The sequence below is a fragment of the Mycobacterium kiyosense genome (assembly GCA_021654635.1).
GTDB classification, from domain to species: Bacteria; Actinomycetota; Actinomycetes; order Mycobacteriales; family Mycobacteriaceae; genus Mycobacterium; species Mycobacterium kiyosense.
The window spans coordinates 5,501,195-5,527,890 of sequence record AP025179.1; the positions used below are offsets into that span (position 1 = coordinate 5,501,195).

General features: G+C 66.1%; 24 protein-coding genes and 5 pseudogenes. 15 read left to right on the forward strand and 14 right to left on the reverse strand.

All coding sequences use genetic code 11. The annotated features are described in order from the left end of the window. The 4 genes from L6444_RS25815 to L6444_RS25830 form a co-directional block, all read right to left on the reverse strand. Entirely contained in the window at positions 1 to 846 is an 846-nt protein-coding gene (locus L6444_RS25815; protein ID WP_236978026.1) for an ABC transporter permease, read from the reverse strand. 24 nt (positions 847 to 870) lie between these two features. Continuing rightward, the gene (locus L6444_RS25820; protein ID WP_236978028.1) at positions 871 to 1,677 is read right to left on the reverse strand and encodes an MlaE family ABC transporter permease; all 807 of its coding nucleotides are present in this window, start codon (positions 1,675 to 1,677) and stop codon (positions 871 to 873) included. A 310-nt stretch (positions 1,678 to 1,987) separates the two neighbouring features. Beyond that, on the reverse strand, positions 1,988 to 3,193 hold the full coding sequence (locus L6444_RS25825) for a CaiB/BaiF CoA transferase family protein (protein WP_236978030.1): 1,206 nt from the start codon (positions 3,191 to 3,193) through the stop codon (positions 1,988 to 1,990). Beyond that, positions 3,190 to 4,737 carry an aldehyde dehydrogenase family protein gene (locus L6444_RS25830; protein WP_370653035.1) on the reverse strand — a complete coding sequence of 516 codons (1,548 nt, stop codon included), beginning with the start codon at positions 4,735 to 4,737 and terminating at the stop codon, positions 3,190 to 3,192. Before L6444_RS25830 ends, L6444_RS25825 begins: the two co-directional genes overlap by 4 nt. Positions 4,738 to 4,997: 260 nt before the next feature. Here L6444_RS25830 and L6444_RS25835 point away from each other — a divergent pair, with 260 nt between their 5' ends. The 3 genes and pseudogenes from L6444_RS25835 (at position 4,998) to L6444_RS25845 (ending at position 7,314) form a co-directional block, all read left to right on the forward strand. Then, positions 4,998 to 5,699: an SDR family NAD(P)-dependent oxidoreductase gene (locus L6444_RS25835; protein WP_236978034.1), complete on the forward strand. Its 702-nt coding sequence runs from the start codon at positions 4,998 to 5,000 to the stop codon at positions 5,697 to 5,699. Positions 5,700 to 5,708: 9 nt separating this feature from the next. Next, entirely contained in the window at positions 5,709 to 5,903 is a 195-nt protein-coding gene (locus tag L6444_RS25840) for a ferredoxin (protein ID WP_236978036.1), read from the forward strand. A 20-nt stretch (positions 5,904 to 5,923) separates the two neighbouring features. Next, positions 5,924 to 7,314, forward strand: a pseudogene (locus L6444_RS25845) (cytochrome P450). 46 nt (positions 7,315 to 7,360) lie between these two features. Here L6444_RS25845 and L6444_RS25850 read toward each other — a convergent pair. Together L6444_RS25850 and L6444_RS25855 are read right to left on the reverse strand one after the other, a co-directional pair. After that, positions 7,361 to 8,536: an acyl-CoA dehydrogenase family protein gene (locus L6444_RS25850; protein WP_236978037.1), complete on the reverse strand. Its 1,176-nt coding sequence runs from the start codon at positions 8,534 to 8,536 to the stop codon at positions 7,361 to 7,363. Then, positions 8,520 to 9,518 (reverse strand): acyl-CoA dehydrogenase family protein, encoded by a 999-nt coding sequence (locus tag L6444_RS25855; protein ID WP_236978038.1) that lies wholly within the window; start codon positions 9,516 to 9,518, stop codon positions 8,520 to 8,522. The genes L6444_RS25850 and L6444_RS25855 overlap by 17 nt, the downstream gene beginning before the upstream one ends. An 86-nt stretch (positions 9,519 to 9,604) precedes the next feature. Between L6444_RS25855 and L6444_RS25860 the strand changes: the two genes are divergently transcribed. Genes L6444_RS25860 through L6444_RS25870 form a run of 3 tightly spaced genes read left to right on the forward strand, consistent with a single transcriptional unit; the run spans position 9,605 to position 12,188 of the window. Continuing rightward, a complete protein-coding gene (locus tag L6444_RS25860; RefSeq protein WP_236978039.1) occupies positions 9,605 to 10,099 on the forward strand; it encodes a nuclear transport factor 2 family protein in 495 nt (164 codons plus the stop codon). Next, on the forward strand, positions 10,096 to 11,193 hold the full coding sequence (locus L6444_RS25865) for an NAD-dependent epimerase/dehydratase family protein (protein ID WP_236978040.1): 1,098 nt from the start codon (positions 10,096 to 10,098) through the stop codon (positions 11,191 to 11,193). The genes L6444_RS25860 and L6444_RS25865 overlap by 4 nt, the downstream gene beginning before the upstream one ends. Further along, on the forward strand, positions 11,190 to 12,188 hold the full coding sequence (locus tag L6444_RS25870; protein WP_236978041.1) for an NAD-dependent epimerase/dehydratase family protein: 999 nt from the start codon (positions 11,190 to 11,192) through the stop codon (positions 12,186 to 12,188). The genes L6444_RS25865 and L6444_RS25870 overlap by 4 nt, the downstream gene beginning before the upstream one ends. A 15-nt stretch (positions 12,189 to 12,203) precedes the next feature. Here the strand turns inward: L6444_RS25870 and L6444_RS25875 are convergent, their stop codons facing one another. The 5 genes and pseudogenes from L6444_RS25875 to L6444_RS25895 all read right to left on the reverse strand — a co-directional run bounded on the left by L6444_RS25875 (position 12,204) and on the right by L6444_RS25895 (position 17,177). Next, complete coding sequence (locus L6444_RS25875; RefSeq protein WP_236978042.1) at positions 12,204 to 12,842, reverse strand: nitroreductase family protein; 639 nt, start codon at positions 12,840 to 12,842, stop codon at positions 12,204 to 12,206. 31 nt (positions 12,843 to 12,873) lie between these two features. Then, a complete protein-coding gene (locus tag L6444_RS25880) occupies positions 12,874 to 13,716 on the reverse strand; it encodes an SDR family oxidoreductase (RefSeq protein WP_236978044.1) in 843 nt (280 codons plus the stop codon). Then, positions 13,713 to 14,919: pseudogene (locus L6444_RS25885) on the reverse strand (cytochrome P450). The gene L6444_RS25880 and the pseudogene L6444_RS25885 overlap by 4 nt, the downstream one beginning before the upstream one ends. Positions 14,920 to 14,993: 74 nt before the next feature. Continuing rightward, positions 14,994 to 16,062, reverse strand: a pseudogene (locus L6444_RS25890) (phosphotransferase family protein). After that, on the reverse strand, positions 16,059 to 17,177 hold the full coding sequence (locus L6444_RS25895) for a DUF7064 domain-containing protein (protein ID WP_236978046.1): 1,119 nt from the start codon (positions 17,175 to 17,177) through the stop codon (positions 16,059 to 16,061). The pseudogene L6444_RS25890 and the gene L6444_RS25895 overlap by 4 nt, the downstream one beginning before the upstream one ends. 56 nt (positions 17,178 to 17,233) lie before the next feature. Between L6444_RS25895 and L6444_RS25900 the strand changes: the two genes are divergently transcribed. After that, positions 17,234 to 17,854 (forward strand): TetR/AcrR family transcriptional regulator, encoded by a 621-nt coding sequence (locus L6444_RS25900; RefSeq protein ID WP_236978048.1) that lies wholly within the window; start codon positions 17,234 to 17,236, stop codon positions 17,852 to 17,854. A gap of 102 nt (positions 17,855 to 17,956) precedes the next feature. Then, positions 17,957 to 19,094 (forward strand): annotated as a pseudogene (locus tag L6444_RS25905) (phosphotransferase). Here L6444_RS25905 and L6444_RS25910 read toward each other — a convergent pair. Next, positions 19,095 to 19,841: an alpha/beta fold hydrolase gene (locus L6444_RS25910; protein ID WP_236978049.1), complete on the reverse strand. Its 747-nt coding sequence runs from the start codon at positions 19,839 to 19,841 to the stop codon at positions 19,095 to 19,097. Between the two features lie 183 nt (positions 19,842 to 20,024). Between L6444_RS25910 and L6444_RS25915 the strand changes: the two genes are divergently transcribed. After that, complete coding sequence (locus L6444_RS25915; RefSeq protein WP_236978050.1) at positions 20,025 to 20,432, forward strand: DUF4189 domain-containing protein; 408 nt, start codon at positions 20,025 to 20,027, stop codon at positions 20,430 to 20,432. Positions 20,433 to 20,435: 3 nt separating this feature from the next. On the opposite strand, the gene L6444_RS25920 is transcribed toward L6444_RS25915, so the two are convergent. Then, positions 20,436 to 21,068 (reverse strand): TetR/AcrR family transcriptional regulator, encoded by a 633-nt coding sequence (locus L6444_RS25920; protein WP_236978051.1) that lies wholly within the window; start codon positions 21,066 to 21,068, stop codon positions 20,436 to 20,438. Between the two features lie 58 nt (positions 21,069 to 21,126). On the opposite strand from L6444_RS25920, the gene L6444_RS25925 reads away from it, so the two are divergent. The 6 genes and pseudogenes from L6444_RS25925 (at position 21,127) to L6444_RS25950 (ending at position 26,198) form a co-directional block, all read left to right on the forward strand. Further along, positions 21,127 to 21,513 (forward strand): carboxymuconolactone decarboxylase family protein, encoded by a 387-nt coding sequence (locus L6444_RS25925; RefSeq protein ID WP_236978052.1) that lies wholly within the window; start codon positions 21,127 to 21,129, stop codon positions 21,511 to 21,513. Then, entirely contained in the window at positions 21,510 to 22,409 is a 900-nt protein-coding gene (locus L6444_RS25930) for an NAD(P)-dependent oxidoreductase (protein WP_236978053.1), read from the forward strand. Before L6444_RS25925 ends, L6444_RS25930 begins: the two co-directional genes overlap by 4 nt. Before the next feature lie 205 nt (positions 22,410 to 22,614). Continuing rightward, a pseudogene (locus L6444_RS25935) lies at positions 22,615 to 23,714 on the forward strand (amidohydrolase family protein). Between the two features lie 27 nt (positions 23,715 to 23,741). After that, complete coding sequence (locus L6444_RS25940) at positions 23,742 to 24,899, forward strand: amidohydrolase family protein (protein WP_236978054.1); 1,158 nt, start codon at positions 23,742 to 23,744, stop codon at positions 24,897 to 24,899. Position 24,900: 1 nt separating this feature from the next. Next, entirely contained in the window at positions 24,901 to 25,311 is a 411-nt protein-coding gene (locus L6444_RS25945) for a Rieske (2Fe-2S) protein (protein ID WP_236978055.1), read from the forward strand. Positions 25,312 to 25,328: 17 nt separating this feature from the next. Beyond that, positions 25,329 to 26,198 (forward strand): alpha/beta fold hydrolase, encoded by an 870-nt coding sequence (locus L6444_RS25950; RefSeq protein WP_236978057.1) that lies wholly within the window; start codon positions 25,329 to 25,331, stop codon positions 26,196 to 26,198. Positions 26,199 to 26,200: 2 nt separating this feature from the next. On the opposite strand, the gene L6444_RS25955 is transcribed toward L6444_RS25950, so the two are convergent. Continuing rightward, entirely contained in the window at positions 26,201 to 26,674 is a 474-nt protein-coding gene (locus tag L6444_RS25955; RefSeq protein ID WP_236978059.1) for a hypothetical protein, read from the reverse strand. Between the last annotated feature and the right edge of the window lie 22 nt (positions 26,675 to 26,696).

The following is a 26,696-nucleotide window of genomic DNA, read 5'->3' on the forward strand; positions in this document are numbered from 1 at the left end:
CTATCCCGACAGGTTGAAGTTGCCGTTGGCACCGTAAATGGACAACGAGATCAGCAGGGTCACCGAGACGACCACGATCAGCGAGGTGCGCACCGCGTTACCGGTGGCCACCCCGACGCCGGCCGGCCCGCCCGAGGCGAAGAAGCCGAAGTAGGTGTGGATCAACAGAATCGTGATCGCCATCAGCACCGCCTGCAGGAACGACCACAGCAAGTCGATGGGATTGAGGAATGTGGTGAAGTAGTGCTGATACAAGCCACCCGACTGGCCGAACAGGACCACGGTGGTGAACTGGCTGGCCAGAAACGACAGGCTGACGGCGATGCTGTACAGCGGCGTGATCGCCAGCATCCCGGCCACGATTCGAGTGCTGACCAGATACGAAACCGGCCGGATAGCCATCGATTCCAGCGCGTCGATCTCCTCGTTGATCCGCATCGCACCGAGTTGTGCGGTCACACCCGCGCCGAAGGTGGCGGCCAGGCCGATTCCCGCAACGATCGGCGCCGCGATGCGGACGTTGATGAAGGCGGCCAGGAATCCGGTGAGCGCCTCGATGCCGATGTTGCCCAGCGAGCTGTACCCCTGCACCGCGAGCGTGCCGCCGGCGGCCAGCGTCAAGAAGCCCACGATCACCAGCGTCCCGCCGATCATCGCCAATGTGCCTGCGCCCATGCTGATTTCGGCGATCAGGCGGATCACCTCGCGCCGGTAGTGGACGGTCGCGAAAGGTATTCCGGCTATTGCCTTCCCGTAGAACAGGGTGTGATCGCCAACCCGGCCCAGGCTGCCGACCGGCTTCTGCAGGGTCCGCGTCAAGCGCGGATAGGTGGCTCGCAGCGTCACAGTGTGTCCTTACACCCCCATCCGCTACTTCGCCGACATCCGGATACCGATGGCGGTTACCACCACGTTGACCACGAACAGTGACATGAATGCGTACACCACTGTCTCGTTGACCGCGTTGCCCACCGCTTTGGCGCCGCCGCCGGTGATCGTCAGGCCGCGGTAGCAGGCGACCAATCCGGCGATCAGGCCGAAAAGCGCTGCCTTGACACAGGAGATGATGACCTCGGGGACGCCCGTCAGCAGGGTGATGCCCGCGGCGAAGGCGCCTGGATTCACGTCCTGGACGAATACCGAGAAGATGTAACCGCCCAGAATCCCGATGATGACGACCAAGCTGTTCAGCAGCAGCGCCACCAGCCCGGAGGCCAGCATGCGCGGCGTCACCAACCGCTGAATCGGGTTGATGCCCAACACCTCCATGGCGTCGATCTCTTCGCGGATCGTCCGCGAACCCAGATCCGCGCACATCGCGGTGGCGCCGGCGCCGGCCACGATCAGCACCGTCACCAGCGGGCCGACCTGCGTCACCGCCCCGAACGCGGCACCCGCACCGGACAGGTCCGCAGCGCCCAGCTCCCGCAACAAGATATTGAGGGTGAAGCTGACCAGGACGGTGAACGGGATGGCCACCAACAATGTCGGCGCCAGTGCGACGCGGGCCACGAACCAGGACTGCTCCAGAAACTCCCGCCACTGAAAAGGCCGACGGAACGCGAACCTGATGGCGTCGGCCGACATCGCGAACAGAGCCCCGACCGCCTCCATGGGCTTGGAACCGCGCCCCAGCGAGATGCCGGCGGTCCAGCGCTCCGCGCCCTTACTCGCCATCGGCCACGGACCCCTTCCAGACGGCAGGAACGAACTGGGGCCTTACCGCAACGACGCTGTCCGGCATCGCGATCCACGGGGCGAATGCCAAGGGACGGCGCGTCCTTCCGGTGCGGCCCCTACCGATTACCATCCGCACGACCGTCCTCCGCTCCGTTGCGTGAGCTGGCGCTTCCAAGCGATGCCGGGCGCCCGAAGCCGCACGCCTTGACGCGTTCGGCGATTATTACTCATAGCTCGTCCAGTGGGAATGGAAAACGCATAACCGTTATCGGGCGATCCGAGTGCGCTTGAGCTGGCATCCGCGGTCCTAGGTGACCGCGCCGGCGGTCTTGAGTTCGATGATGCGATCCCAGTCCAGTCCGAGTTCTTCCAGAATCTCCTCGGTCTGCTCGGCGAATCCGGGAGCCGGCCCGGTGTGCGGAGCGGTGACGTCGAACTGCACCGGGTTGGCGACCAGTTCGAGTTCGCCTGCGCGCACGATGTATTCGTTGGCCCGGATCTGTGCGTCATCGGCCGCCTGCAGCGTGTCCTGCACCGGCGCCCATGGTCCCGCGAGCGTCGCAAAGCGTTCGCTCCACTCGGCAAGCGTGCGGGTGGCGATGACTTTGGTCAAGATCTCGACCGCATCCGCGGTGTTGGCTGCGATCGTCTCCGCGTCGGCGAACCGGGGATCGTCGATCAGGTCTTCCCGGTCGATGTGCCGGCACACGTCGGCCCAGAACTTGCCGGGCTGCATCATCACCAACGAGATGTAGCGGCCGTCGGCCGTCGGATAGACACCCACCAGGGGGTTCACCGGCGAGCCGTGGATGCCGGGCGGTGGGGACACCATGAGCTGCTTGAGGTGGTTGGTCAACGCCACCGTGTGTCCCAGCGACCACAGCCCGCTGCCCAGCAGTGACACATCCACGATCGACGGTTCACCGCTGCGTTCGCGCTTGAGCAGTGCGGCCGCGATGCCGCCGGCGAGGTTGGTGCCCGAGATGGTGTCGCCGTAGGCCGGGCCGGGCGGATTGATCATGCCCTCATAACCCATCGGCGTGATGGTGGCCGCCGTTCCGGCCCGGCACCAGAAGGCCGTCATGTCGTAGCCGCCCTTGACCGACTCCGCACCGCGCGGGCCGAGCGCACTGCCGCGCGCGTAGATGATCTTCGGGTTCACCGCGCGGATGTCGTCGACGTCGATGCCGAACTTCTGCCGATGGTCGGGCAGGAAGCTGGTCAGGAAAACGTCGGAGCGACGGGCGAGTTCATAGAGCACTTCCTTGCCTTCGGGCACCGACATGTCCAGGCCGATGCTGCGCTTGCCGCGGTTGGCGTGCTCGATGTTGGGATTGGGGTCACCTTCGACGCGCAGCATGCCGGTTTGGCGCAGCCCCCGCTGCGGGTCTCCGGTCACCGCGTGCTCGACCTTGATCACCTCGGCGCCCCACTCGGCGAGCACCGCACCGGCCGACGGGACGAACCCGTACATGGCGACTTCGAGAACACGGATTCCGTCGAGCGGCTTCATGCCGGGACTTCTCCTTCTGCCGCTGACACGGCTGGGATGACTGGGACGGCAAATGTCTTGCGCTCCAAGAACTCTTCGAGTCCGGCGACGCCCATCTCGCGACCCACCCCCGACTGCTTGAAACCGCCGAACGGGCTGTCGGCGCCAAAGTAGTTGCCGCCGTTGATGGAAAACGATCCGGCCCGGATTCTGCGGGCCACCGCCAGCGCACGATCCTGGTCGCGGCTGAACACCGCTCCGGCCAGTCCGTAGATGGAGTTGTTGGCGATGCGAACGGCGTCGTCGTCGTCCTCGAACGGGATCACCACCAGCACCGGTCCGAACACCTCGTCCTGGGCGATCTCGCTGTCCGGGTCGACGCCGGCGAGCAGGGTCGGCGCGTAGAAGTAGCCGGGGTCGAGTCTTTTGCCGCCGGTGACCAATGTGGCTCCGGCGGCGACCGCACGGGCCACCATGCCGTCGACCTTGTCCCGCTGGGCCTCGTTGATCAGCGGCCCCATGTAGGTCTTCGGGTCGGCCGGGTCGCCGTGCCGCACCTTGGCGAAGTTCTGCGCGATCAGGTCGACGATCTCGTCGTGGTGGGCACGGGGCACCAGCAGCCGGGAGGTGAGCGCGCACCCCTGCCCGGCGTGGGTGACCATGCTGAAGGCGGCGAACATGGCGGCGGCGGCGAAGTCGGCGTCGTCGAGCATGATGACCGCCGACTTTCCACCCAGCTCCAGGAAGACACGCTTCACGGTGTTGCTGGCGGCGGCCATGATCTTGCGCCCCACCGCGGTGGATCCGGTAAAGGTGATGACGTCGACGTCCGGGCTGGTGGTCAGTGCGACACCCGTCGCGGGGTCCGACGAACTCAGCACGTTGACGACGCCGGCCGGGATGTCGGTGTGGTCGGCGATCAGCTCACCGAGCGCCAGGGTGACCAGCGGGGTGTCCGGTGCGCCTTTCAAAATAACCGTGCAGCCCGCGGCAAGTGCCGGAGCCAGCTTGGCCAGCGCGAGCTGGTTCGGATAGTTGTAGGCGATGATCGCGCCGACGACGCCGGCCGCTTCCTTCTCCACCCAGCGGTGGTGCTTGATCCCCCGGGATTCCCTGATGCCGAGGTCTTCGGAGAATTCGTAGTCGCGCAGCAGGTCGGCGTAGAACCGTACGATGCCGATCGGCTCGTCGAGCTGAGCGCCGTGGGTCAGTGCGCGGGTGGCGCCGACTTCGGCGATCGTCAACTCACGCAGTTCCTCGGCGTGGTCGAGCAGCGCCTGATGCAGTTGGTCCAGGCAGCGGATCCGCAGATCGACGTCGGTGGACCACGTCGTGGTGTCGAACGCGCGCCGGGCTGCCGCGATAGCCTGTTGCGCTGCCGCGGCGCCGGCCTCAGGTGCGTATCCCAGCACTGCGCCGGTGGCCGGGTTGATCGAGGGAAAGGTCTGATCCGTGGTGACGAGTCGCCCGTCGATCAGCAGCCGGCGGGCAGCTGCGATCTCCACCGCGTCCTGCACTGACATGGCGAAACCCCCTACCCGGCCGGCTGATGTGGTGACGGTCACGATAATTTCATTCTCATCCCGGGCGAATCTTACATTCGGCAGACGAGAACTCAAGAAAGCCGCCGAACCGAATCCACCCTTCTGTAGGCTGTGCAATCGCTCAGCGGTCGGCCGGCGGCACCCCTTGTCGCAGGCCGGACGGGGTTTCACGGCTCACTTGCCACCAACTTCAGCAGGAGAGTACGATTCTCATAATTGTAAGGGAGATTCTTTGTGGGTGAGATGACTACGCCGCCACCCGGGCCCGGGGCGTCGCCGAAATGAGGACTGCGGTGGTCACCGGAGGCGGGTCCGGCATCGGGCTGGCCGTCGCGCAGCGACTGCGCGCCGACGGGCGCAACGTCGCCACGATCGACCTCAAACCTTCCGACGACGACCTCTGCTATACCGCCGACGTGACCGACCGTTCACAGGTGGACGCGGCGCTGTCGGCGATACGTGAGCGCCTGGGACCGGTCACCGTCCTGGTCAACGCCGCCGGCCTGGACGGGTTCAAGAAATTCACCAACATCTCGTTCGCGGACTGGCAGCGGGTGATCGACGTCAACCTCAACGGCGTCTTCCACATGATTCAGGCGGTGCTGCCCGACATGCTCGAGGCCGAGTGGGGGCGGATCGTCAACATCTCCTCGTCGAGCACCCACTCGGGGACTCCCTACATGTCGCACTACGTGGCGGCGAAGTCGGCAGTCAACGGGCTCACCAAGTCCCTGGCACTCGAGTACGGACCGAAAGGCATCACCGTCAACGCCGTGCCGCCGGGGTTCATCGACACCCCGATGCTGCGCAACGCGGAGACCCAGGGGTTCCTCGGCGACGTCGAGCAGAACATCGCCAGGACACCGGTGCGCCGGATCGGCAAGCCCGAAGACATCGCGGCGGCATGTTCGTTTCTGACGTCCGATGAAGCCAGCTACATCACCGGTCAGATTCTGGGTGTCAACGGCGGCCGAAACACCTGAGGAGGTTGCGTGAAAGTCTGGGTAGATCCGGAACGCTGCCAGGGGCACACCCTGTGCGCCATGATCGCGCCGGATTCGTTCCAGCTCAGCGACATCGACGGCAGCTCGTCGGCCGTCAATGAAGTGGTCCCGGAGGATCAAGTGGACGCAGTGCGCGAGGCCGCGCAGTCCTGCCCCGAGCAAGCCATCGTGCTCAGCGACTGAACATCAAGGGAGACCCGGCTTTGAGTGTGGATGACATCGTGACCGACAGCGATCGAGATCGTGATCCTGATCGCGAACGCAAGAAGAACACCTACCACTTCGACCGGCACTCTCCGGAGTACCGCTCGCAGTTCACCCGCATCACCGAGGAGATGCACGCCAAGTGTCCGATGGCGTGGACCGACACCTATGGTGGGCACTGGGTCGCCGCGGGCAGCAACGAGGTGTTCGAGTTGGCACGGTGCCCCGCGGTCTCCAACGACCATGACATCCACGGGGGAACGCCGTGGCTACAAAGGGGATTTCGATCCCGACCGCGCGACGGGTCAGCGTGGTGCGCGGTGGCATCCTGGAGATGGACGATCCCGAGCATCGCACCTACCGCAACGTGCTCAACCCCTACCTGTCGCCGGCCGCGGTCAAGCGCTGGGAGCCGTTCATCGCCGAGGTAACGCGGGCGTGCCTCGACGAGAAGATCGAAGAAGGCCACATCGACTTCGTCGACGACCTGGCCAATATCGTGCCCGCCGTGCTGACTTTGGCGATGCTGGGCATCCCGCTGAAGAAATGGAACATGTACAGCGAGCCGGTCCATGCCGCGGTGTACACCCCGGAGCACTCGCCGGACATCGAGCGAGTCACCGAGATGCACCGCAACATGGGACTCGACATGGTCAACAACATGATCGAGATCCGGGAGAACCCTCGGCCCGGAATCGTCAACGGGCTGCTGCAGATGCGCATCGACGGCGAACCGGCGCCGGATCTGGAGATCCTGGGCAATCTCGGTCTGGTGATCGGCGGCGGTTTCGACACCACCACCGCGCTCACGGCGCACTCGCTGGAATGGCTTTCGGACCATCCCGACGAGCGGGAGCGACTGCGCCGCGAGCGCGGCGCGCTGCTCGACGCGGCTACCGAGGAATTCCTGCGTTACTTCACCCCGGCACCGGGTGACGGCCGCACGTTCTCCGACGATGTCGAAGTCAACGGCACCCAATTCAAAGAGGGTGAGCGGCTATGGATTTCGTGGGCGATGGCCAACCGCGACCCGGCCGTATTCCACGACCCGGGCGAGGTCATCTTGGACCGCAAGGGCAACCGCCACTTCAGCTTCGGCATCGGCGTGCACCGCTGCATCGGGTCCAATGTGGCTCGCACGGTGTTCAAGTCGATGCTGAACGCCGTGCTGGACCGGATGCCGGATTACCGCTGCGATCCCGAGGGAGCGGTGCACTACGAGACCATCGGCGTGATCCAGGGCATGCGCAAGCTGCCGGCCGACTTCACCCCGGGTCCCCGCGTCGGCGCCGGCCTGGACGAGACTCTCGAGAAACTGCAACGCATTTGTGAGGAGCAGGAGCTGGCCCGGCCGATCACCGAGCGTAAGGAAGCCGCGGTCATCGACTGAGCCGGCCCCGCGCGAGCGCCACCCCCGGCGTCCCAGGCGTCGCCACTCAGGCGCGCGGCAGGCCCAGCACCCGCTGGGCGATGATATTGCGCTGGATCTCCGAGGTTCCGCCGGCGATGGTGCCGGAGAAACTGCGCGCGTACCGCTCGAACCAGCTCGCGAAGTAGTGGTCCAGGTTCATCGGGGCGTACGGTCCGGTGAGCCCAGGGTGCACCAAACCGTCGCCGCCCGCGGCCGCCAACGCATGCTCGGAAATCCGCAATTCCGCTTCGGAGCCAAGCAGTTTCAGCACCGAGATCGCCGCCGTGTCGTCCTCGCCGCGCGAGGCGCGGGCCAGCGCCACCGAGCCCAGCAGCCGCAGCGCCTGCTTGTCCATGATCGTGCTGGCGTACTGGTCGCGGTCCAGCTCCGACACGGGATGGAAGTCGGCGAGCATGTTGTCCATCCGGTCGGCGAAACCCAGCCACATCATCGTGCGTTCATGTCCCAGTGAGCCGTTGGCGACCCGCCAGCCCTGGTTGAGCTCACCGACCAGGTTCTCCGCCGGCACCTTGACGTCGGTGAAGAACACCTCGTTGAAGTCCAGGTCGTCGGCGGCGCACACCGATGGGAAGGGCCGCCGCACCACACCCTCGGTGTCGGTCGGTATCACCAAGGCGCTGATGCCCTTGTGTTTCGGCGCGTCCGGGTCGGTGCGGACGAACGTCAGCAGCACGTCGGCGTCGTGCGCGCCGGAGGTCCACACCTTCTGCCCGTTGACCACGAAGTGATCACCCTGCAGCTCCGCACGAGTGCGCAGCGAGGCCAGGTCCGAACCCGCGCTGGGCTCGCTCATCCCCAGCGAAGCGGTGATTTCGGCGCGCAGGATGGGCACCGCCCAGCGTCGCTTCTGCTCGTCGCTGCCGAACGAGATCAGCGATGCCGCAACAATATTCACACCCTGCGGGTTGAGGCTGTGGTAGATCCGGCGCCGGCACAGTTCTTCCAGGTACACGTACTGCTGCAGCACGGTCGCGTTGCGGCCGCCGAACTCCGGTGGCTGGGTCGGCAGCAGCCAGCCGTTGTCGAAAAGCAGCCGCTGCCAACGCCGGGCCCAATCCGGCATATGGGAGACGGAGCGGGGCCGCTCGATGCATTCGCTTGCCGGAGGCAGGTTTTCGTCGAGAAAGGCCGAGAACTGCGCCCGGAACTCCTCGACGTCGGCATCAAAAGTCAGCTGCACGGTACTCCTCGGCGATCAGGGCGCGGTGCTCTGCCGCGCCGCCGAGCATCAGCTCTCCCGCCTTCGCGCGCTTGAGCGCGAACTGCACGTCGTTCTCCCAGGTGAATCCCATGGCGCCGTGCAGTTGCAGTCCGTGCCGGAATACCAGCGACTGGCATTCCCCGGCCGACGCCTTGGCCATCGCCGCGGCCAGCCGTCGGCGGGGGTCGTCGGCCGAGATCGTCAGTGCCGCATAGTAGGACAACGCGCGGGCTCGCTGCACGGCGACGTGCATATCGGCGGCTTTGTGCTGCACTGCCTGGAATGAGCCGATGGGAACCCCGAATTGGTGGCGGCTGCGGACATGTTCGAGCACCATGTCCAGGATGCGTTGGCACGCACCGACCATCGTGATCGCCATGCCGGTCAGCGCGATATGACGGGCTCGCTCGCGGTCGACGACCAACCGGTCGCTGTCCGGCACCCGAATCCCGCTGAACGACAGATCGGCGACATGCAGCACCGGGTCGAACACCGATTCGCGCCGCGCCGACAATTGGCCGGCGTCGACGGCGAACACACCGGCCTCGGTCACCACCGCCACCCGCTCGACCCGGTCACCGTCCAGCACATGTCGCGCGGTGCCGTCCAGTACCCACCCGTCGGCGTCCCGGCGCGCCGACACCCCGCTGTACACGGCGGTGCCGGACTGGTTCGGATCGAACCGGTCCCCGGCCAATGGCGCGAACTGGGTCATGGTCGCCAGGAACGGGGTCGGGTCGGCGGCGTGGCCGAGCTGCTCGAGCACGATCGCCAATTCCACCGCACTGGCCGGGTCGTTGAGCTCCGTCCAGCCCAGTTCCCGGTAGAGCTTCCACAGCGGTTCGGTATCCGCGCCGTCCTCGGCGACACTGCGCACCAGGGACGGCGGACACTGCTTGGTGACGACGTCACGCACGGTGTCCTGCCACAGCCGCTGGTCGGCATCAAACTCCAAGAGCATCCACGGAGAATATCATTCTCACTGCCGGAAGTAGTAATCTCGAAATCCGGATACCGCGGTTAAGCCGATACCACGAAGGGGCCGGGATGCAGGACGCCGCAGCCGCGCTGTGGGAGGTCGAGTTGATCAAGCAACTCAAGGCCCGATACTGCCGCTACCTGGACACCAAGCGCTGGGACGAGTGGCGTGCGCTATTCGCCGACGATTTCGTCAGCGACACCTCACCGTCGGGCGGAAAGCGGATTACCGGTGCCGACGAGTTCGTCTCGTACGTCCGCGGGACGCTGGGTACACAACCCACCGTGCACCAGGTGCACGCACCCGAGATCGAACTGACCTCCCCGACCACCGCCGCCGGCGTCTGGGCGCTCGAAGACGTGGTGCGCCTGGCCCCGGGAGTCAACCTGAACGGTTTCGGGCATTACCAGGAGACGTACGCGAAGGTCGACGACCGTTGGCTGATCAAGACATCGACCCTGACCCGGTTGCGTGAAGACGTCTTCAATCCGCTGTTCTCCGTTCGGATCTCGCCTCGGCTGCGCGACGCCGGGGCAGCGTTGGCCCGCAGGTTCGAGCGATGATTGGGACCACTCTGGTCACCGGCGCCTTCGGCCAGGTGGGGACGCGCTGCGCGGAAATCCTGCTGAGCCGGGGGCACACCGTGATCGCGGTCGACCTGCCAAACGACAACGCGGCGGAAGCGCTGGCACGACAAGCCCACCCGGGCGCCTTGGTCACCGAGTACACCGACCTCACCGACGCCGGCGCGGCCGCCGCCGTGATGCACCGGCACCGCCCCCAGGCGATCGTGCACCTGGCCGCGATCGTGTCGCCGCCGTCGTATCGCAATCCGGGACTGGCCCGCAAAGTCAACGTCGAGGGCACCCGCAACCTGGTGACTGCGGCGCAGCGCCTCGCCGAGCCGCCGCTGTTCGTATTCGCCTCCAGCGCAGCCGTTTACGGATCCCGCAACCCGAACCGGCACCCGGAACGCATCACCGGTGCCACTCCGGTCAATCCGATCGACCAGTACGGCGAAGACAAAGTGCTGGCCGAAGCGGTCATCACCGAAAGTGGGCTGCCACACGCGATACTGCGACTGGCAGCGATCGTCTCCCCCGACGGCGCCACCAACTTCGACGGCGACTACATGACCCTGGTGCGCGCCACCCCGGTGGACAATCGCATGCACGCGACCGACGCCCGCGACGTCGCGTTGGCATTCGCCAATGCCGTGCAACGGCGCGACGCGGTCGATGGCAAGGTGCTGGTGATCGCGGGCAACGAAACCAATGTGCAGCTGATGAGCGATCTGCAGGACGACGTGATGGCCGCCGTGGGCATCGGCCGGCTGGGCCCCTCCGCCGGGCTGCCCGGCGACCCCGACGACGACCGCGGCTGGGCCTTCACCGGATGGTTCGACACCACCGAATCCCAAGCTCTGCTCGACTATCAGCAGCACGACTGGCGCGACAGCCTGACCTGGATCGGCGAGTCGATGGGCCGGCAGCGCATCCTGTTGCGTGCGATCGGGCCGGTGGTGCGGCCCGCGCTGCGTGCGTTTCTGGCGGTGCAGCGAAGACTCGAACACCGCGGCCGCTACGCCGACCCCTGGACGTTCCTGAGCCACAAGTACGGACCCCAGATGCTGGCACAGATCCCCGAGGCAACATGACCAAGAAACTCGTGATCGGAGCCAGCGGCTTTCTGGGCTCCCACGTCACCCGCCAACTCGTGGAGGCCGGCGAAGACGTCCGGGTCATGCTCCGAAAGACCAGCTCCACCAAGGGAATCGACGACCTGAAGGTGGAACGGCAGTACGGAGACATCTTCGACGACGCGGCGCTGCGCGCGGCCATGGACGGCTGCGACGTCGTCTACTACTGCGTGGTGGACGCCCGCATGTGGCTGCGCGATCCCGCGCCCCTGTTCCGCACCAATGTGCAGGGCCTGCGCCACGTCCTCGACGCGGCCGTGGCGGCCAACCTGCGCAAGTTCGTATTCACCAGCAGCTCCGGCACATTGGCGATCAACGACCACCGGCTGGTCACCGAGGCCGACCCACACAACTGGACCGACGGCGGCGCCTACATCGAATCGCGGGTGGCAGCGGAGAATCTGGTGCTGCAGTACGCCCGCGAAAAGGGGCTGCCTGCCGTGGCGATGTGCATTTCGACCACCTACGGGCCGCGAGACTGGGCACCGACGCCGCACGGCGGCGCCATCGCGCGGGTGGCCGCCGGCCAGATGCCCTTCTACATGGGCTTCGCCTTGGAGGCCGTCGGTATCGAAGATGCCGCCCGTGCAATGCTTCTCGCGGCCGAAAAAGGCCGCAACGGTGAGCGTTACATCATCTCCGACCGTTCGATCAGTACCAAGGAGCTACACGCCATCGCGGCCCGTGCCGTCGGCCGGCGGCCACCGCGCATCCCCATTCCGATGCCGGCCCTGCTGCTGGCCTCGCGCATCAACGACCTGGCCGCCCGTCTGCTGAACCGTGACCTGCCGTTCGCCTACGTGGGGGCCAAAATGGCGCAGCTGATGTCGCCGCTGGATCACAGCAAGGCCGAGCGCGAACTCGGCTGGAAGCCCGAGCCGGTCGAGGATTCCATCGCCAAAGCGGCGCAATGGTTTGCCGCGCAATCCGCGAGTAATCCGCCGCAGCGGTGATCACCCGCCCAGCGCTCACAGCGGGAACGGCTCGTCCCAGTGGTCGAGATTGACGGCCTCGGCGAGCGGGCGCCGGCGCACCGGCCCGTGATTGCCCCGAGGCCAGCCGATCACGATGTGACCTGCCAGCATCCAGTCGTCGGGAACGCCGACAGCCTCGCGCAAGAGTTGTTCGCCGCCATAAGACGCCCAGCTGGTCATGCAGGCGCCGAGCCCCTGCGCGCGGGCTGCCAACAGGAAATTCTGCATCGCCGGAAAGATCGATCCGCCGAGCAGCAGTTCGGACGCCGTCGGATAGTGCAGCTGCGCGAACAACAGGGAGGTGAATTCACCTGCCCGGTCATGCAATTCGTAGGTGGCTCGGTTGTCGCGGGCGCGGCGGCTGTTGTCACCGGGCTGGGGCCGGCTCATTCCGTAGACCGGCTCGATCACCTGCAGGGCCTGCGCGGCCGCCTTGGCCACCACGGCCCGCTGTTCGGGTGATCGGAGCACGATGTAACGCCAGGCTTGCGCGTTGGCCCCCGAGGGCGCCCACCTGGCTGCCTCCAGACAACGCTTCAAGGTTGCGTCGTCGACTGGGTCGTGGGTGAAGCGGCGAATGGTGCGGGCGGTGGACATCACCTCCCAGATGTCATCGCTTGCTCCGGAAGTCATGCTCGCGCCGACGAGTTTGTCGCAGCGTCGGTCATCGGTGATCACCCGGCGGGAACTCATCGAGAAACAGGTCGAGGATCGGGTCGGGCCCGCCGCCGTACTCGCTGAGGTCTCGTTTGCCCGCCGCCCGCAGCACGTCTGCATCGATCAGGCATTCCCCGGTCACCGAAACCGCCGGGCGGCAGACGATCTCCACGGCCGCGTCGGCCATGATGGTCGGTTGGCGCGATCTGGCCAGTTCGGTTTCGGCATCCGGCGAGTTGGCGACCGCGGCGGTGGCGATATACGTCTGCGGCCACAGACAGTTGAAAGCTATACCGTCATCGGCATATTCGGCGGCCCAACCGAGCGAGAGCAGCGTCATGCCGTACTTGGACAGCGTGTAGGACGGATGCGCGCCCAGCCATCGCGGGCTCAGGTTCAGCGGCGGCGCAATGGTCAACACGTGCGGGTTCGGCGACCGCCGCAGGTGCGGCACGCCGGCTTTGGTCAGCAGGAAGGTGCCGCGGATGTTGATGTCCTGCATCAGGTCGAACTTCTTGGCCGACAGCAATTCGGTGGGCTCGGTGGCAATCGCGCTGGCGTTGTTGACGCAGATGTCCAGGCCACCGAACTCCGCGACCGCGGCGTCGACCGCACGCTGCACATCCTCTTCGCGACGCACGTCGCCGACCACCGCCAGCGCCCTGCCACCGACGTCTTCGATCTCGCGTGCCGCAGTGTGGACAGTGCCCGGCAATTTCGGATGTGGCTCAGCGGTTTTGGCGAGCAGCACGACATTGGCCCCGAGCCGGCCCAACCCGATGCCGATGGCTAGGCCGATGCCCCGGCTGGCACCGGAGATGATCGCGGTGCGGCCCGCCAACGCGCTCATCGGTGCACCCGCACCGGGACGTTGGCGTAGCCGGCGACGCTGGTCATCGACACGCGCCGTAGGCCGTCCTCGTCGAGGGCGAAGTCGGGCATGAAGTCCAGCAGATGTTCGATCGCGATGACGCTCTCCATCCGGGCCAGTGCGGCGCCGAGGCAGCTGTGCACGCCGTAGCCGAAGCCCAGATTCGGCGCCTCGCTGCGGTTGCGGTTGATGTCGAAGACGTCGGCATCGGTGAAGGCACGCTCGTCACGGTTGGCCGAGGCACCCAGCAGCATCACCGCCTTGCCGGCCGGGATCGTGACGCCGTGCAGCTCAACGGGTTTGAGCGTGTAACGGCAGTCGTACTGCACCGGGCCCTCGTACCGCAGCACCTCCTCGACGGCGGCGGGAACCTTGCTGCGGTCGGCGAGCAGCTGCTGCCACTGCTGCGGGTGCCGGGCGAACAGCACCACGGCCGTACCGACCAGCTTGGTCACCGTTTCGGCGCCGCCGCCACCCAACAGCGTTGCGAAACCGGCGATCTCGACGTCGTCCAGGCGGGTCGTCCCGCCTTCGTCGCGTTGAATCTCGGCGTTGATCAGGGCGGTGATCATGTCGTCACCCGGTTTTTCGCGTCGTTGCTGGATCAGGTTGTAGTAGAGCATGCCGGTCTGCATCATCGCCTCGGCGCCGGCGCGGCTCATCTTCACCTGGCCGGGTTCGCGGTGCAGCGCCGCGTCGATCCACAGCCGGATGTTCTGCCGCTGGTCTTCGGGCACGCCCATCATGATGGTGATGATCTCGACGGGGAACAGCGCCGAGAAATCCTCGACCACGTCGAAGGCCTCGGGGTTCACGCGCGACAGGTGGTAGCGGATCCGGTCGCGGACCATGGCCTGCTGAGAGGTGATGGCGCGCGGGGTGAACACCTTGTTGACCAGGCTGCGCATCCGGCGGTGCTCGGGCGGGTCCATCCAGATGATCGATTGCTGGTGGGAATGCCGGCCGGTCTGGATTTCCTCGAGCGTGACGCCTTTCGACGACGAGTACGTCTCGAAATCCTTTGAACGCCGCCGCCACGTCTTGGTGGCGGCTCAGCGCATAGAAGTCGTACTGCTCGCTGTAGTACACCGGCGCCTCGTCGCGCAGCCGCCGGTAGGTCTCATAGGGATTGGCGTAGTACTCCGCAGAGAACGGGTCGAAAACCAACTGAGACGTGGTCACCGCATCATCCTTCGTACACTTCTCGGTCCGTCACCGGCGGCTACAGCGTGACAGTTTAGGGGAAATCTGTAAAGTCAGCTCCCGGCCAGCAGCTGCTGGATCCGTTCGTCGCGGGGCAGCAACCGGGCCGTCTTGCAGCGGTTCGTCGATACCGAGTTCGGCCAGCCCCGCCTTGGTCAGCAGCGCGGTGCCGTAGGAGGCGAGCACGAGTTTCTGGTCGTCGCTGTGGCCGTCCTCGATCAGCATCGCCCCAATCAGGCAGATGACCGCCATCTTGTAAGCATTGAAAGCGCGGTACCACGAACGATTTTCCAGCGTGATACCGCTGAGCCTCTGGTAGTGCGCCAGCAACTCGTCGATGGGCAGTGCGGCCGGGTGGCTGGTTATCCCGACCGGCTGCGCCCACAGCATCTCCAGCCAGCCGATGTCAGTGCGCGGGTCGCCGACCGTAGTCATCTCCCAGTCGAACACTGCACTCACCTCGCCGCCGGTGAACGCGAAGTTGCCGGGTTTGGCGTCGCCGTGCACCAGGCAGACCCGAGGGCAGGGTTCCGGCCGACGTTCCCGCAGCACCGCCAGCAGCCGCTGCAGCGCGGGCAGCTCCCCGCGCTGGACGCGATGCATTTCGCCGGCCCAGCGATCGAGCTCGCGGTCCAGGTGGTTGCGGCCGTCATCGAGGGTGACCAGCCCCGTCTGGTCCAGGTCGACGGCGTGGATAGCGGCGAGTTGTTCCGCCAGGCTCTGACACATCCGCACCACGGTCGCGTCGTCGCCGGCGGGGGTTTCCATCTCGTAGACGTCACCGCCGAGGTGTTCCATCACCAGGAACGGGCGACCCAGGACCTCGCCGCTGTCCTCCAGCCACAATGCCCGCGGAGCTCGCACATCGGTGCCTTCCAGGGCGCGCAGGATGTCGAATTGTCTTGCTAGATCATACGGTTCCAGCAGTGCGGGCGGCTTCGGCCGCAACCGCAGTACCGCTGCGATGCGGGTGTCGTCGGCCGCGATGGTGAGCAGCATCATCTCCGCGGAGTGCCCGAAGTCGACCCGGTCGAGGCCCTCGACCCGCACCTGCCGGGCGTCGGGCAACCGGGTGCGCAGCCAGCCGGTCAACCGCTCGGTTACGTCGGTGCCCGATGTCATTGATCTGCCAATCTTTCGGCCGGGGTTTTGTCCTGGGTGAACGCGGACATGTCCATCGCCGTCCAGTTCGGGTAGCGCCGGTATCCCTGCCCGCCGAGCAGCAATTCGAAGATGCCCCAACCGGTCTGGCCGCCGACTTCAAACCGCATCAGCTGGTCCAGTGCCATCGACTTGCCTTCGGCCTCGGCCAGTTGGTCGGGATCGTTGCTGTCCCAGCGGAAGTGGATGAAGTATCCGCCGCCACCCTGGTCCTGGTATTGGCAGTGCGCCATGGGCAGCCCGTAGTAGGCGTTGACATCCTGGTGTGGGGTGTCGGCGGTGACGCGGTAGGTCTTGCCGTCCTCGTCGGTGAAGTCGAGGACGGCGCGGGCCGGGCGCTTGCGGTCGCCGTCGAATTCGACGTCGTGGCTGATCCCGACGAACCTCTTGGACAGCGTGCCGTCGTTGTGGGTGATGCCGCCGTCGACGTAACGTACTGTGCCGTCATGTGATTCGATGATCCAGGCCTCGATGGCGCGGTCTTCGAAACCGGCGTCCAGCCACAACCAGAAGTCGATTTTGTCCGAAACCCGGACGCCGAACGTCCGGTCGCGGCCACCGTGGAAGCCGTCGACGCTGATGCGCTGGCCGTCGATCTGCACCCATCCGGTCCAGCGGCCCGGTTCTTTCATGTGGTACATGTCGGCCAGCAGTCGGCCGTCGGCATCGCGCACCTTCATGGGGAGCAACTCCCACATCGGTGCGGTGGGTTCGTAGTGAAGCTCCCATTCGATGCCGGAGTCGTTGGGTTCGACGTCGAGTCGCCACTGCTTCAGCGGTTCGACGCAGGTCCAGCGCATCGGCCCGGCCCGCAGGTCATCCCGATCGCCGCCGGCCACCGGTCGGCCCGCCAGCAGATCCCAGTGCCGGCCGTCGGCCAGACTGACCTTGACGTAGCCCAGGCCGGAAGCGGTGTTGGGGTTGTTGCCGTAGCCACTGGCCAGCAGCATGGAGCCGTCCGGTGCCGCCGCGAAAAAGTAGCAACGGTCCGACCACGTCGGGTCCGGGTCGTGCACCTGATCGAACGTGACCGGGAGTTGATGGGTGAACGACTCGTCGGCGGCGGAGTATCCCATGTCATTGCTCTTTCATCAGATAGTGCCTGGCGCAACGGATCCCGTAGCATCGCGGGATGGAACCGAGCCGGCGGTGGGGTGACGACCGGGCGATCCTCGACGACGAGGAGGCACGCCGACTGTTGCTGGACGCGGCCAGCCGGTGCATCGTGCGCCGGGGCAACGCACAGATCCGGATGGCCGAGGTCGCCGACGAAGCCGGTGTCTCCCGGTCGACGCTGTACCGCTACTTCCCCGGCCGCGACGACCTGCTGCTCGGCCTGATGCTGGCGCGCATCGATGCCGCGCTGGGTGCGCTGGTGCGTTCGCTGCGCCATCCCGACGATCCGGCTCGTTCGCTGCCGGAGATGATTCTGGCCCGGGTGGAATCGGTCGAGGGCGACCCGCTGAACGAGGCACTGTTCGCCGCGGAGAGCACCGCGGTGTCCAGTGCGCTGGAGCGCGGCTCGCAACCCCTGGTGGATCTGCTGCTGCGCCACTACGGTCCGCTGCTGCAGCGGTGGAAGGACTCCGGGCGCCTCTATGCTGATCTCGATCCCAGCGCCGTCGTGCAGTGGCTGAACACCACGACGCTGTTCCTGCTCGCACCCTCCTGGCGACACCGCTCGGTGGCCGACAAACGACGCTTCGTCGTGCAGTTTCTGGTGCGGGCGCTGGTGCCACAGATCAGACAATAACGAACTATTGTCTGATCTTTGCGAAATAGGCTATTTTCCTTGTGCCCGGGCGACGCGGCGGGCGCTGCCGGATCGGGCCGGCTCGACTGAGAATGGATCGTGATGAAAAACCCTGTACCACAAGCGATCGCCGCGCTCGGGTTGGCGATGCATCTGGGTCGGGGGGGTAGGCCGGGTCGCCACCGACGCTATTGTCGGGCGCCGCGCGGGCCTGCCGCGCAGCGTCGATCAACTCGACGCTGCCACCCTTTCCGATGTGCTGGGGACCAAGGTCAGCTGGGTGCGCCTGCTCGGCGACCACGCCGGGACGTCGTCGCGGGCACGCCTGGCAGTGAGCGGGGACGGCCTACCGGAGACGTTGTTCGTCAAGCTCACGGCCCAGACCGCCGCGACCCGATTGATGGGTGAACTCGGCCGGCTCGGGCACACCGAAGTGCGCTTCTACAGCCAGCTGGCTCCGGAACTTCCTGGGGTCCCGCAGTGCTACGGAACAGCTTTCGACCCGTGGACCGGGCGGTACCTGCTGGCTCTGGAAGACCTGCCGACCGACTCCTGCCAGTTTCCCGACACCCTGCACCCGCTGTCGGTGGATCAGGCCAGCCTGATCGTCGAACTGCTGGCCAAGCTGCACGCCACCTTCTGGGGACGGCTGCCGGTCGGTGGCCGCGGTCCGCTGGGCTGGCTCTACACCCCCTCGGGCGACGTCACGTCGCTGCTGACCGGCTCACTGATGAACACCTCGATCAAGCGGCTCGGTGAACGCACCGACATCCCGGTGGAGAAGGGCCGTTTCATCGCCGAGAACTACCGCGCCGTCGCCGCCGTCATCGACACCGAGCCGCACACCGTCATGCACGGCGACGCGCATCCGGGCAACGTGTACTTCCGCGACGGCGCGGCCGGCCTGCTGGACTGGCAGGCGGTGCGCCGCGGCCACCCGTCCCGCGAGCTGGCCTACACGCTGATCACCAGCCTGACCCCGGCGGACCGCATCGACGCGCAGCGCGAGTTGCTCGACGACTACCGACGCGCGCTGGCTGCCGGCGGTGGACCCCATCTCGACGCCGACGACCTCTGGCTACGGTTCCGGCAAGGCGCGCTCTATGCGTACGTGGCGTCGCTGATCACCGCGGGGATGGGCGGAATGCAAGTGGAAGACATCGCACTGGAGGGGCTGCGGCGCGGCGTCGCGGCTTTGGACGACCTGGAAACCATTGCCGCACTGAAGCTTTCCCTGTAGTCACGATCGAGCCCGGCAACGTTCCAGCAGGATCGCCGCCAGTCGTTCCGGTTCGCTGTACATCAGGTCGTGGCAGGTGTCCAGGCACACCAGCGTGTCGACGCCGCCGAGCGCGGCGACACAGCGCTGCTGCTGACTCGGTGACAACGCCCTGTCGCGCAGGGTCATGATCCAGGTCCGGGGAACCTCGTCGGGCAGGTCCGCGCGATCGACGCATTCGACGATCACACCGGCGTTCTCCGGATAGAGCCGTTTTCGGGCGAGGCGGCGCCGGTCCGCGGGCAGACCATTCCAGAACGTCAATCTTGCTGCCGCGGAAGGCATTACGAAGGACGAGCCCGGCCGCCCGAGCCGGGATCCGAACCTGGCCAGCGGCGCCAGCGGTCCCCGCAGGTTTTTCACCACGCTGGACCCCTGCGGCGGCACGAACGCGGCCGCCAGAATCAGCTCACGCACCCGGGCCGCACCGAGCTTCGCCGCCACCGCAGTTACCACCAATCCGCCCAGCGAATGCCCGACCACCACCACCGAGTCCAATCCGGCGCGGTCTACGTCGGCCACCACGCAGTCCGCCCAGTCCGCGATGCTCACCTTCGCCGGGTCGGCCTCGTTGCGGCCCCGACCGGGCAAATCGACCGCCAACACGCGCAATTCCGGTGCCCGGCTGAACAATTCGGCGACCGTAAGCTCCCAGCAGTCACCGGCATGAGCCCCACCGTGGATCAGCACCAGACCGGGCAGGCTCATCCACCCGATCCTGCTACAGCCCGGACCAAAAAGTCAGCCCGGCCGCCGCGCGAGCGTGTGCCCTGAGGACGGAAAACGGCGCTCCCCGCAAAATCTCGGTAGTGTAGAAGGCGCATGTTTCGTTCTTGTAAACATGTGCTCACATGACTGTCCCGCCACGATTCGAGAGAAAGGAAACGGCACATGACGACACGACAACGGCGTCGGGTCGCACGCGTATTCGCAGGTCTGGTTGCCGCCCTCGCACTGGTCGCCACCCTGGTTCAGCCGGCCCACGCCCGGGTCCACACGGACGCGACACCGCAGAACATTCCGCCGCTGCTCACCAAGTACGGCGCGATCGCCTACTCCCCGGACGGCAGCTCCGGCAAAGCGCGGCGACATGTGAGCAAACTGGGGGCCGAGCAGCTCGCGCTGTCCCGCTGCGGTTCGCCCTCCTGCATCGTGGTCAGCACTTTCACCAAGTGCGGCGCAGTCGCGCATGACGGCACCACGTACCACGGCGGCATCGGACTCACCCGCACCGCCGCCGAGATCCACGCGGTCAACAGGCTCGGTGGCGGCTGGCCGGTCGACTGGGCCTGCAATTAGCTGTCAATCCCGCGGCAGGACGCCGCGCAGGAACAGCTCGACGGCGTGCTGGACGTGTCGCTCATCGTCTTCGGCACTGCGGTAGATCCCGCAGTCGGCCAACCGCCCGGGCAGATGCTCGACCATGCCGATGAACTGGCCCGCCGCCACTTCGAGATCGTCGACTGCTATCGCGCCTTTCTCCTGATGGCGGCGCAGCAGGTCCATGACCTGCCGGTGGCGGGCCGACCACGTCATCGAATGCGCGCTGAGTGCGAACTCGGGAAACCGGGCCGATTCGTTAATCGCCAGCCTCGTCAGTCGCACGATGTCCGGGTCGATCGCGCGGGCGAGTCCTGCGCGTCCGATCGCCAGCAGAGCAGCACGCAGGTCGCCACTGTCCAGGTCCTGACTGCCGTCGTCCTCGGTCCGGCGCGTCAGCGCCCACGGGATGACGTCGAGAAAGACGGCTCGCTTGTCGGAGTAACGCGCATACAGCGTTCTGCGCGTGATCCCGGCTGCGCGGGCGATCGCATCCATGGTGGTGCCGTCGTAGCCGTACTCGAGAAAGGACGCGGCGGCGGCCCGGCGCAACTTCTGATGCAGCTTCTTGGCCTCGGCTTGAGTCGGCCGTCCGCGCCGGGCAGCAGTCACCACCCGGAAAAGTATACTGCTATGTATATTTAGAATCGTCCGTCAGCCGACAGGAGAGCCGTTGAACAGCGAGACGTACGACCGCGGGCGACAGATCCGCTCCGAGGTCCTGGGCAAGGACTACGTCGACAAGGCGATCGGCGAGGCCGACGACTTCACCGGTCCCCTGCAGGATCTGGTCACCGAATACTGCTGGGGCGCGGTGTGGGGACGCGACGGCTTGACCCGCAAGACGCGCAGCATGCTGAACCTGGCCATGACCTCGGTGCTCAACCGGCCCCACGAACTGCGCACTCACATCAGGGCCGCGCTGACCAACGGCGTCACCCGCGAGGAGATCCGTGAGGTTTTCCTTCAGGTCGCCATCTATGCGGGAGTGCCCGCCGCGGTCGACAGCTTCCGCGCGGCCGGCGAGATCTTCGCCGCCCTGGACAAGGCCGACACGTGAGCGTCGGATTCGTCGGGCTGGGGCACATGGGTTTTCCGATGGCGCGCCGTCTCGTCGAGGTCGGCCATGACGTTGTCGCCTTCGATGCACAACCAGCGGCCCTCGAACGCGTCATCGCCCTGGGCGCTCGAGGGGCGTCGTCGGCGAAAGACGTCGCCGACCGGGCCGAGACCGTATTGGCCAGCCTGCCGACTCCGGCCGCGTCGCTCGCCGTGGCTACCGGTCCGGCCGGGCTGATCGAGGGTTCGCGGATCCGTCGCTTCGTCGACCTGTCCACGGTCGGCAGCACAATGGCGGCGCAGATCCATGAACGGTTGGCCCGACGCGACATCGTCGCGATCGACAGCCCGGTCAGCGGCGGCGTCGGCGGGGCCGAAAAGGGCACGCTGGCCCTGATGGTGTCGGGTCCGCGCGCCGAGTTCGACGACGTGCAAAGCCTGCTCGCGACGCTGGGCCGGCCACTCTACGTCGGCGACAAACCCGGTTCCGCGCAGACCATGAAGCTGGCCAACAACATGCTGGCCGCCAACGTCTTGGTCGCCACCGCGGAAGTGGTGGTGATGGGCGTCAAGGCGGGTCTGGACCCGGCCGTCATGATCGATGTGCTCAACGCCGGCTCGGGTGCCACCAGCGCCAGCCGCGACAAGTTCCCGCGCGCGATCCTGCCGCGCACCTTCGATTACGGATTCGCCACCGGACTGATGGTCAAGGACGTGCGGCTCTACCTCGAGGAAGCCCGTGCGCTGGGGGTGGCCACCGCCCTCGCCGAGACCGTGGGACAGCTGTGGGAAACCGCGGCGCGTTCCCAGGGGCCCGACTCGGACTTCACCGCGGTGATCAAGCCGTTCGAGGCGGTCGCTGGCGTCACGGTGGGCTCGGCAGATCCCAAGACATGAGTTACATTCGGCGGGGAGAATGTTAATATCAATATTGAAGAACTTGACTTACGCCAAGGCCGAAAAAAGCCCCTTGAACTGGACAGATGGGTAACCGAAATGCTTACCGGAAATCCACTGAAGGACGATCAGGACAAATGTTAGGTTATCTATCCTGTAGGCCGGTCGGACCGGCCCGCGTCGCCGCGGCCGAAAGGTGGCTGTCGTGATCGAGCACGCTGACGGGACGCGCACACCGGTTATCGACGCCAGCGTGCACATCTTCTTCCCCTCGAACAAGGACCTGCGCAGCTTCTTGCGCGAGCCGTTCAAGAGCCGCGGCTTTCCCGACTACGAGATGGACTGGTACGGGGCTCCGGGCGGCGAGTACGCGCCCAACACCGAAGGCCCGGAGCGCGGCCGCAGCTATCCGGGATCCGACCCGGAATTCGTTGCCACCGAACTGTTTTCGAAACGTGGCGTGGATGTGGCGATCCTGCACCCAATGGGCCGCGGCATCATGCCGGACCGTCACCTGGGCAGCGCCCTGCACGCCGCGCACAACGAGATGCTGGTGTCGCGCTGGCTGGACTCGGAGAAGTTCGGGGACCGCTTCCGCGGCACCATCCGGGTCAATCCCGACGACATCGCCGGCGCGCTGCGCGAGCTGGACAAGTACCGCGACCATCCCCGAGTGGTCCAGATCGGGGTGCCGCTGCAGTCCCGCGAGGTCTACGGCAAACCCCAGTTCTGGCCGCTGTGGGAGGCAGCGGCCGAGGCGAACCTCCCGGTTGCGGTGCACATCGAATCCGGCTCCGGCATCGGTTTCGCACCGACACCGTCCGGCAACACCCGCACCTACGAGCAGTACGTCAGCTTCATGGCGCTCAACTACCTCTATCACCTGATGAACATGATCGCCGAAGGCGTGTTCGAACGCTTCCCCACGCTGAAGTTCGTCTGGGCCGACGGCGCCGCCGATTTCCTGACGCCGTTCAGCTGGCGGATGGACACCTTCGGGCGGCCGCACCTGGAGCAGACGCCGTGGGCTCCCCGCGCATACCCAGCGACTACCTGCCCGGCCACGTGTACTTCATCCAGGGCGCCATGGACGGACCCGGTGACGCCGAGTTCGCCGGAGAGTGGCTGGGCTTCACCGGCAAGGACGACATGGTGATGTTCGGCTCCAGCTATCCGCACTGGCAGTGCGCCGACATCCGCAAACTGCCCAAAGCCCTGTCGTCGGAGCAGCGCGAGAAGTTGTGCTGGCGCAACGCCGCACAGCTCTACGGGATAGACATCCCCGCCGGGGTGGGCGCACAGTAGAAGCCAGGGAGATCGAGGAGATCGAAGATGACCGTGACCCATTCCACGACGCATACCTCGGAGCGGGTTCCGCCCGCCGAGCGCATCCCCGTCCGATGCGTGGACTCCGACGTTCACCCCGCACCCAAGCGCGGTGAACTCGTCCCGTACATCCCAGAGCCCTGGCGCAGCAAGTACTTCCTCACCCGCAACGTCGGCGAACAGATCTACTACGACGCCCCCGACTACGCGCACAGCTACGCGATGCGGGTGGACTCCTTCCCGTCCAACGGCGAATTCCCCTGCAGCGACCCAGATCTGGCGTTTCGCCAGTTGATCATGGAAGCCGGCTCCGACATCGCGATCCTGGAACCGGCCGCCTACCCGGCGCGCATCCCCGAGGCGCAGCACGCCATGTCGGTGGCGTTGAACGACTGGCAGGCCAACCACTGGCTGGACAGCCACAACAACTGGCACCAGCGGTGGCGCGGCTCGATCTGCGCCGCCATCGAGGATCCGGACGCCTCGGTGCGCGAAATCGAGCGGTGGGCCGGGCACCCCTACATGGCACAGATCCTGATCAAGGCCGAACCGCGGCCGTCCTGGGGCAACCCGAAGTACGACCCCATCTGGGCCGCCGCCACCAAACACGACATCACGGTCAGCTGCCACCTGTCGCGCAGTCACTACGAGGAGCTACCCACGCCGCCGGTGGGCTTCCCCAGCTACAACCACGACTTCATGGTCACCTACTCGTTGCTGGCGGCCAACCAGGTGATGAGCCTGATCTTCGACGGCGTCTTCGACCGCTTCCCCACGCTGCGAATCGTTTTCGTCGAGCACGCGTTCACCTGGATCCTGCCACTGATGTGGCGCATGGACTCGATCTACGCGGCCCGCAAGTCGTGGGTGGACATCAAGCGCAAGCCAAGCGAATACGTCAAGGACCACATCAAGTTCACCACCCAGCCACTGGACTACCCGGAGGACAAGACCGAGTTGACCCGCGCACTGGAGTGGATGGAGTGCGAGAAGATCCTGCTGTTCTCCTCGGACTACCCGCACTGGACGTTCGACGACCCGCGCTGGCTGGTCAAGCACCTGCCCAAGGCGGCCCGCGACGCGGTGATGTACAAGAACGGCATCGCGACCTACCACCTCCCCGAGACCGTTCCGGTGCTCGAGGGTCAGGTACGGGTGCTCTGAGTTGACTCCTGACGAAACCGGGGCAGTCGCCAGGCCCCAACCCCGCCTTGCCCAAGGCCGTGAACACGTCGTCGCGACGGTCGACGAAATCCCGCCGGGCACACACAAACTGGTGCCGATCGGACGGCACGGCGTCGGTGTCTACAACGTCCACGGCTCCTTCTATGCGATCGCGAATTACTGCCCGCACCAAGGCGGACCGCTGTGCTCGGGCCGCGCCCGCGGACGCACCATCGTCGACGAGACCGCCCCCGGCGACGCCGTCATGGTACGCGACCTGGAGTACATCTACTGCCCTTGGCACCAATGGGGTTTCGAGTTGGCGACCGGCACCACCGCCGTTAAACCGGAGTGGAGCATCCGCACCTACCCGGTCCGGGTGGTCGGCAATGACGTGGTGGTGATGGCGTGACGAACCAGGAGAGCAATGTGTCATCCCTCGAGATCAACGGTGGCAACGTCGTATACGAAATCCTCGGCGAGAAAGGCGATCTCATCGCCCTGACGCCGGGCGGGCGGTTCAGCAAGGAGATCGAGGGGCTGCGGCCACTGGCCGAAGCGCTGGCCGCCGGCGGCTACCGGGTGCTGCTCTGGGACCGGCCCAACTGCGGCGCGTCCGACGTGCAGTTCTACGGGCAGAGCGAATCGCACATGCGCGCCGAAACGCTGCACAAGCTGGTGACCGGCCTGGGCTTCCAGCGGTGCATCCTGGCCGGGGGATCCGGTGGCGCAAGGGATTCCATGCTCACCACCATGCTCTACCCCGACATGGTCACCAAGCTGGTGGTGTGGAACACCGTCGGCGGCGTCTACGGCACGTTCGTGCTGGGGTCCTTCTACATCGTGCCGAGCATCCTCGCGGTCCGCGGCACCGGCATGGACGGCGTGATCAAAGTCCAGGAGTGGCGCGACCGCATCGCGGAGAACCCGGCCAACAAGCAACGGTTCCTCGACTTCGACAGAGACGAATTCCTGAAGATCCAGCTGCGCTGGCTCAACGCGTTCGTCTCCAAGCCCGGACAGACCATTCCGGGTGTCGAAGACGAGATGTTCGACCGCATCAAGGTTCCCACGCTGATCATCCGCGGCGGTGAAAACGACCTGGATCACCCTAAGCGCACCTCGCTGGAAGTCAGCTGCCTGATCAAAGGTTCGAAACTGATCGACCCGCCGTGGCCGGAGGACGCCTGGGAACGTGCCTCCGAGGACCGGGCGGCGGGACGCGTCAAGCACTTCAACATGTTCGACACCTGGGTGCTGGCCGCCCCGCCGATCCTGGAATTCCTGGGCCGATCATGAGGTCAGCCGGTCCGGATGTGGACCTCACAGTTCAGCGACGCCTCGAGTGCGGTGTGGATGCGGCTTTCCGGGACTCTGTCGAGGTCTTCTTCGCGCAGCGTGACGTAGACGATGTCGTAGCCGTCGTCCCCGGGCTGACGCACGATCTGGCCGGTGAGCCCGAAACCCGACAGCACGCCGTGGGCGTCGTCGTCGGTGCCCCGACTGATGAACGTCGTCACGCCGACCATCGGCTGAGTGCCAAAAGATCTGGCGCACAAGTCGATTGCGGTTCGCTTCGTGTCCTCGACATCGTCACCGGTGACGAGGACTTCGAGTTCGCGCCGGCCCGGCGGCCGGTTCGGCAGGTCGATCTCGACGACGTCGGCGCCTTTCTGCCGCACGAGTCCCAGGAGCGTTGCCATGCCCTCCGCTAACTGTCCGGCCGTGAGTACACCGGTCGGGTCGACGTTGACGCGCACCACCGCAGTCCGCATGCGGGCAAGCCTAACTGCCGGA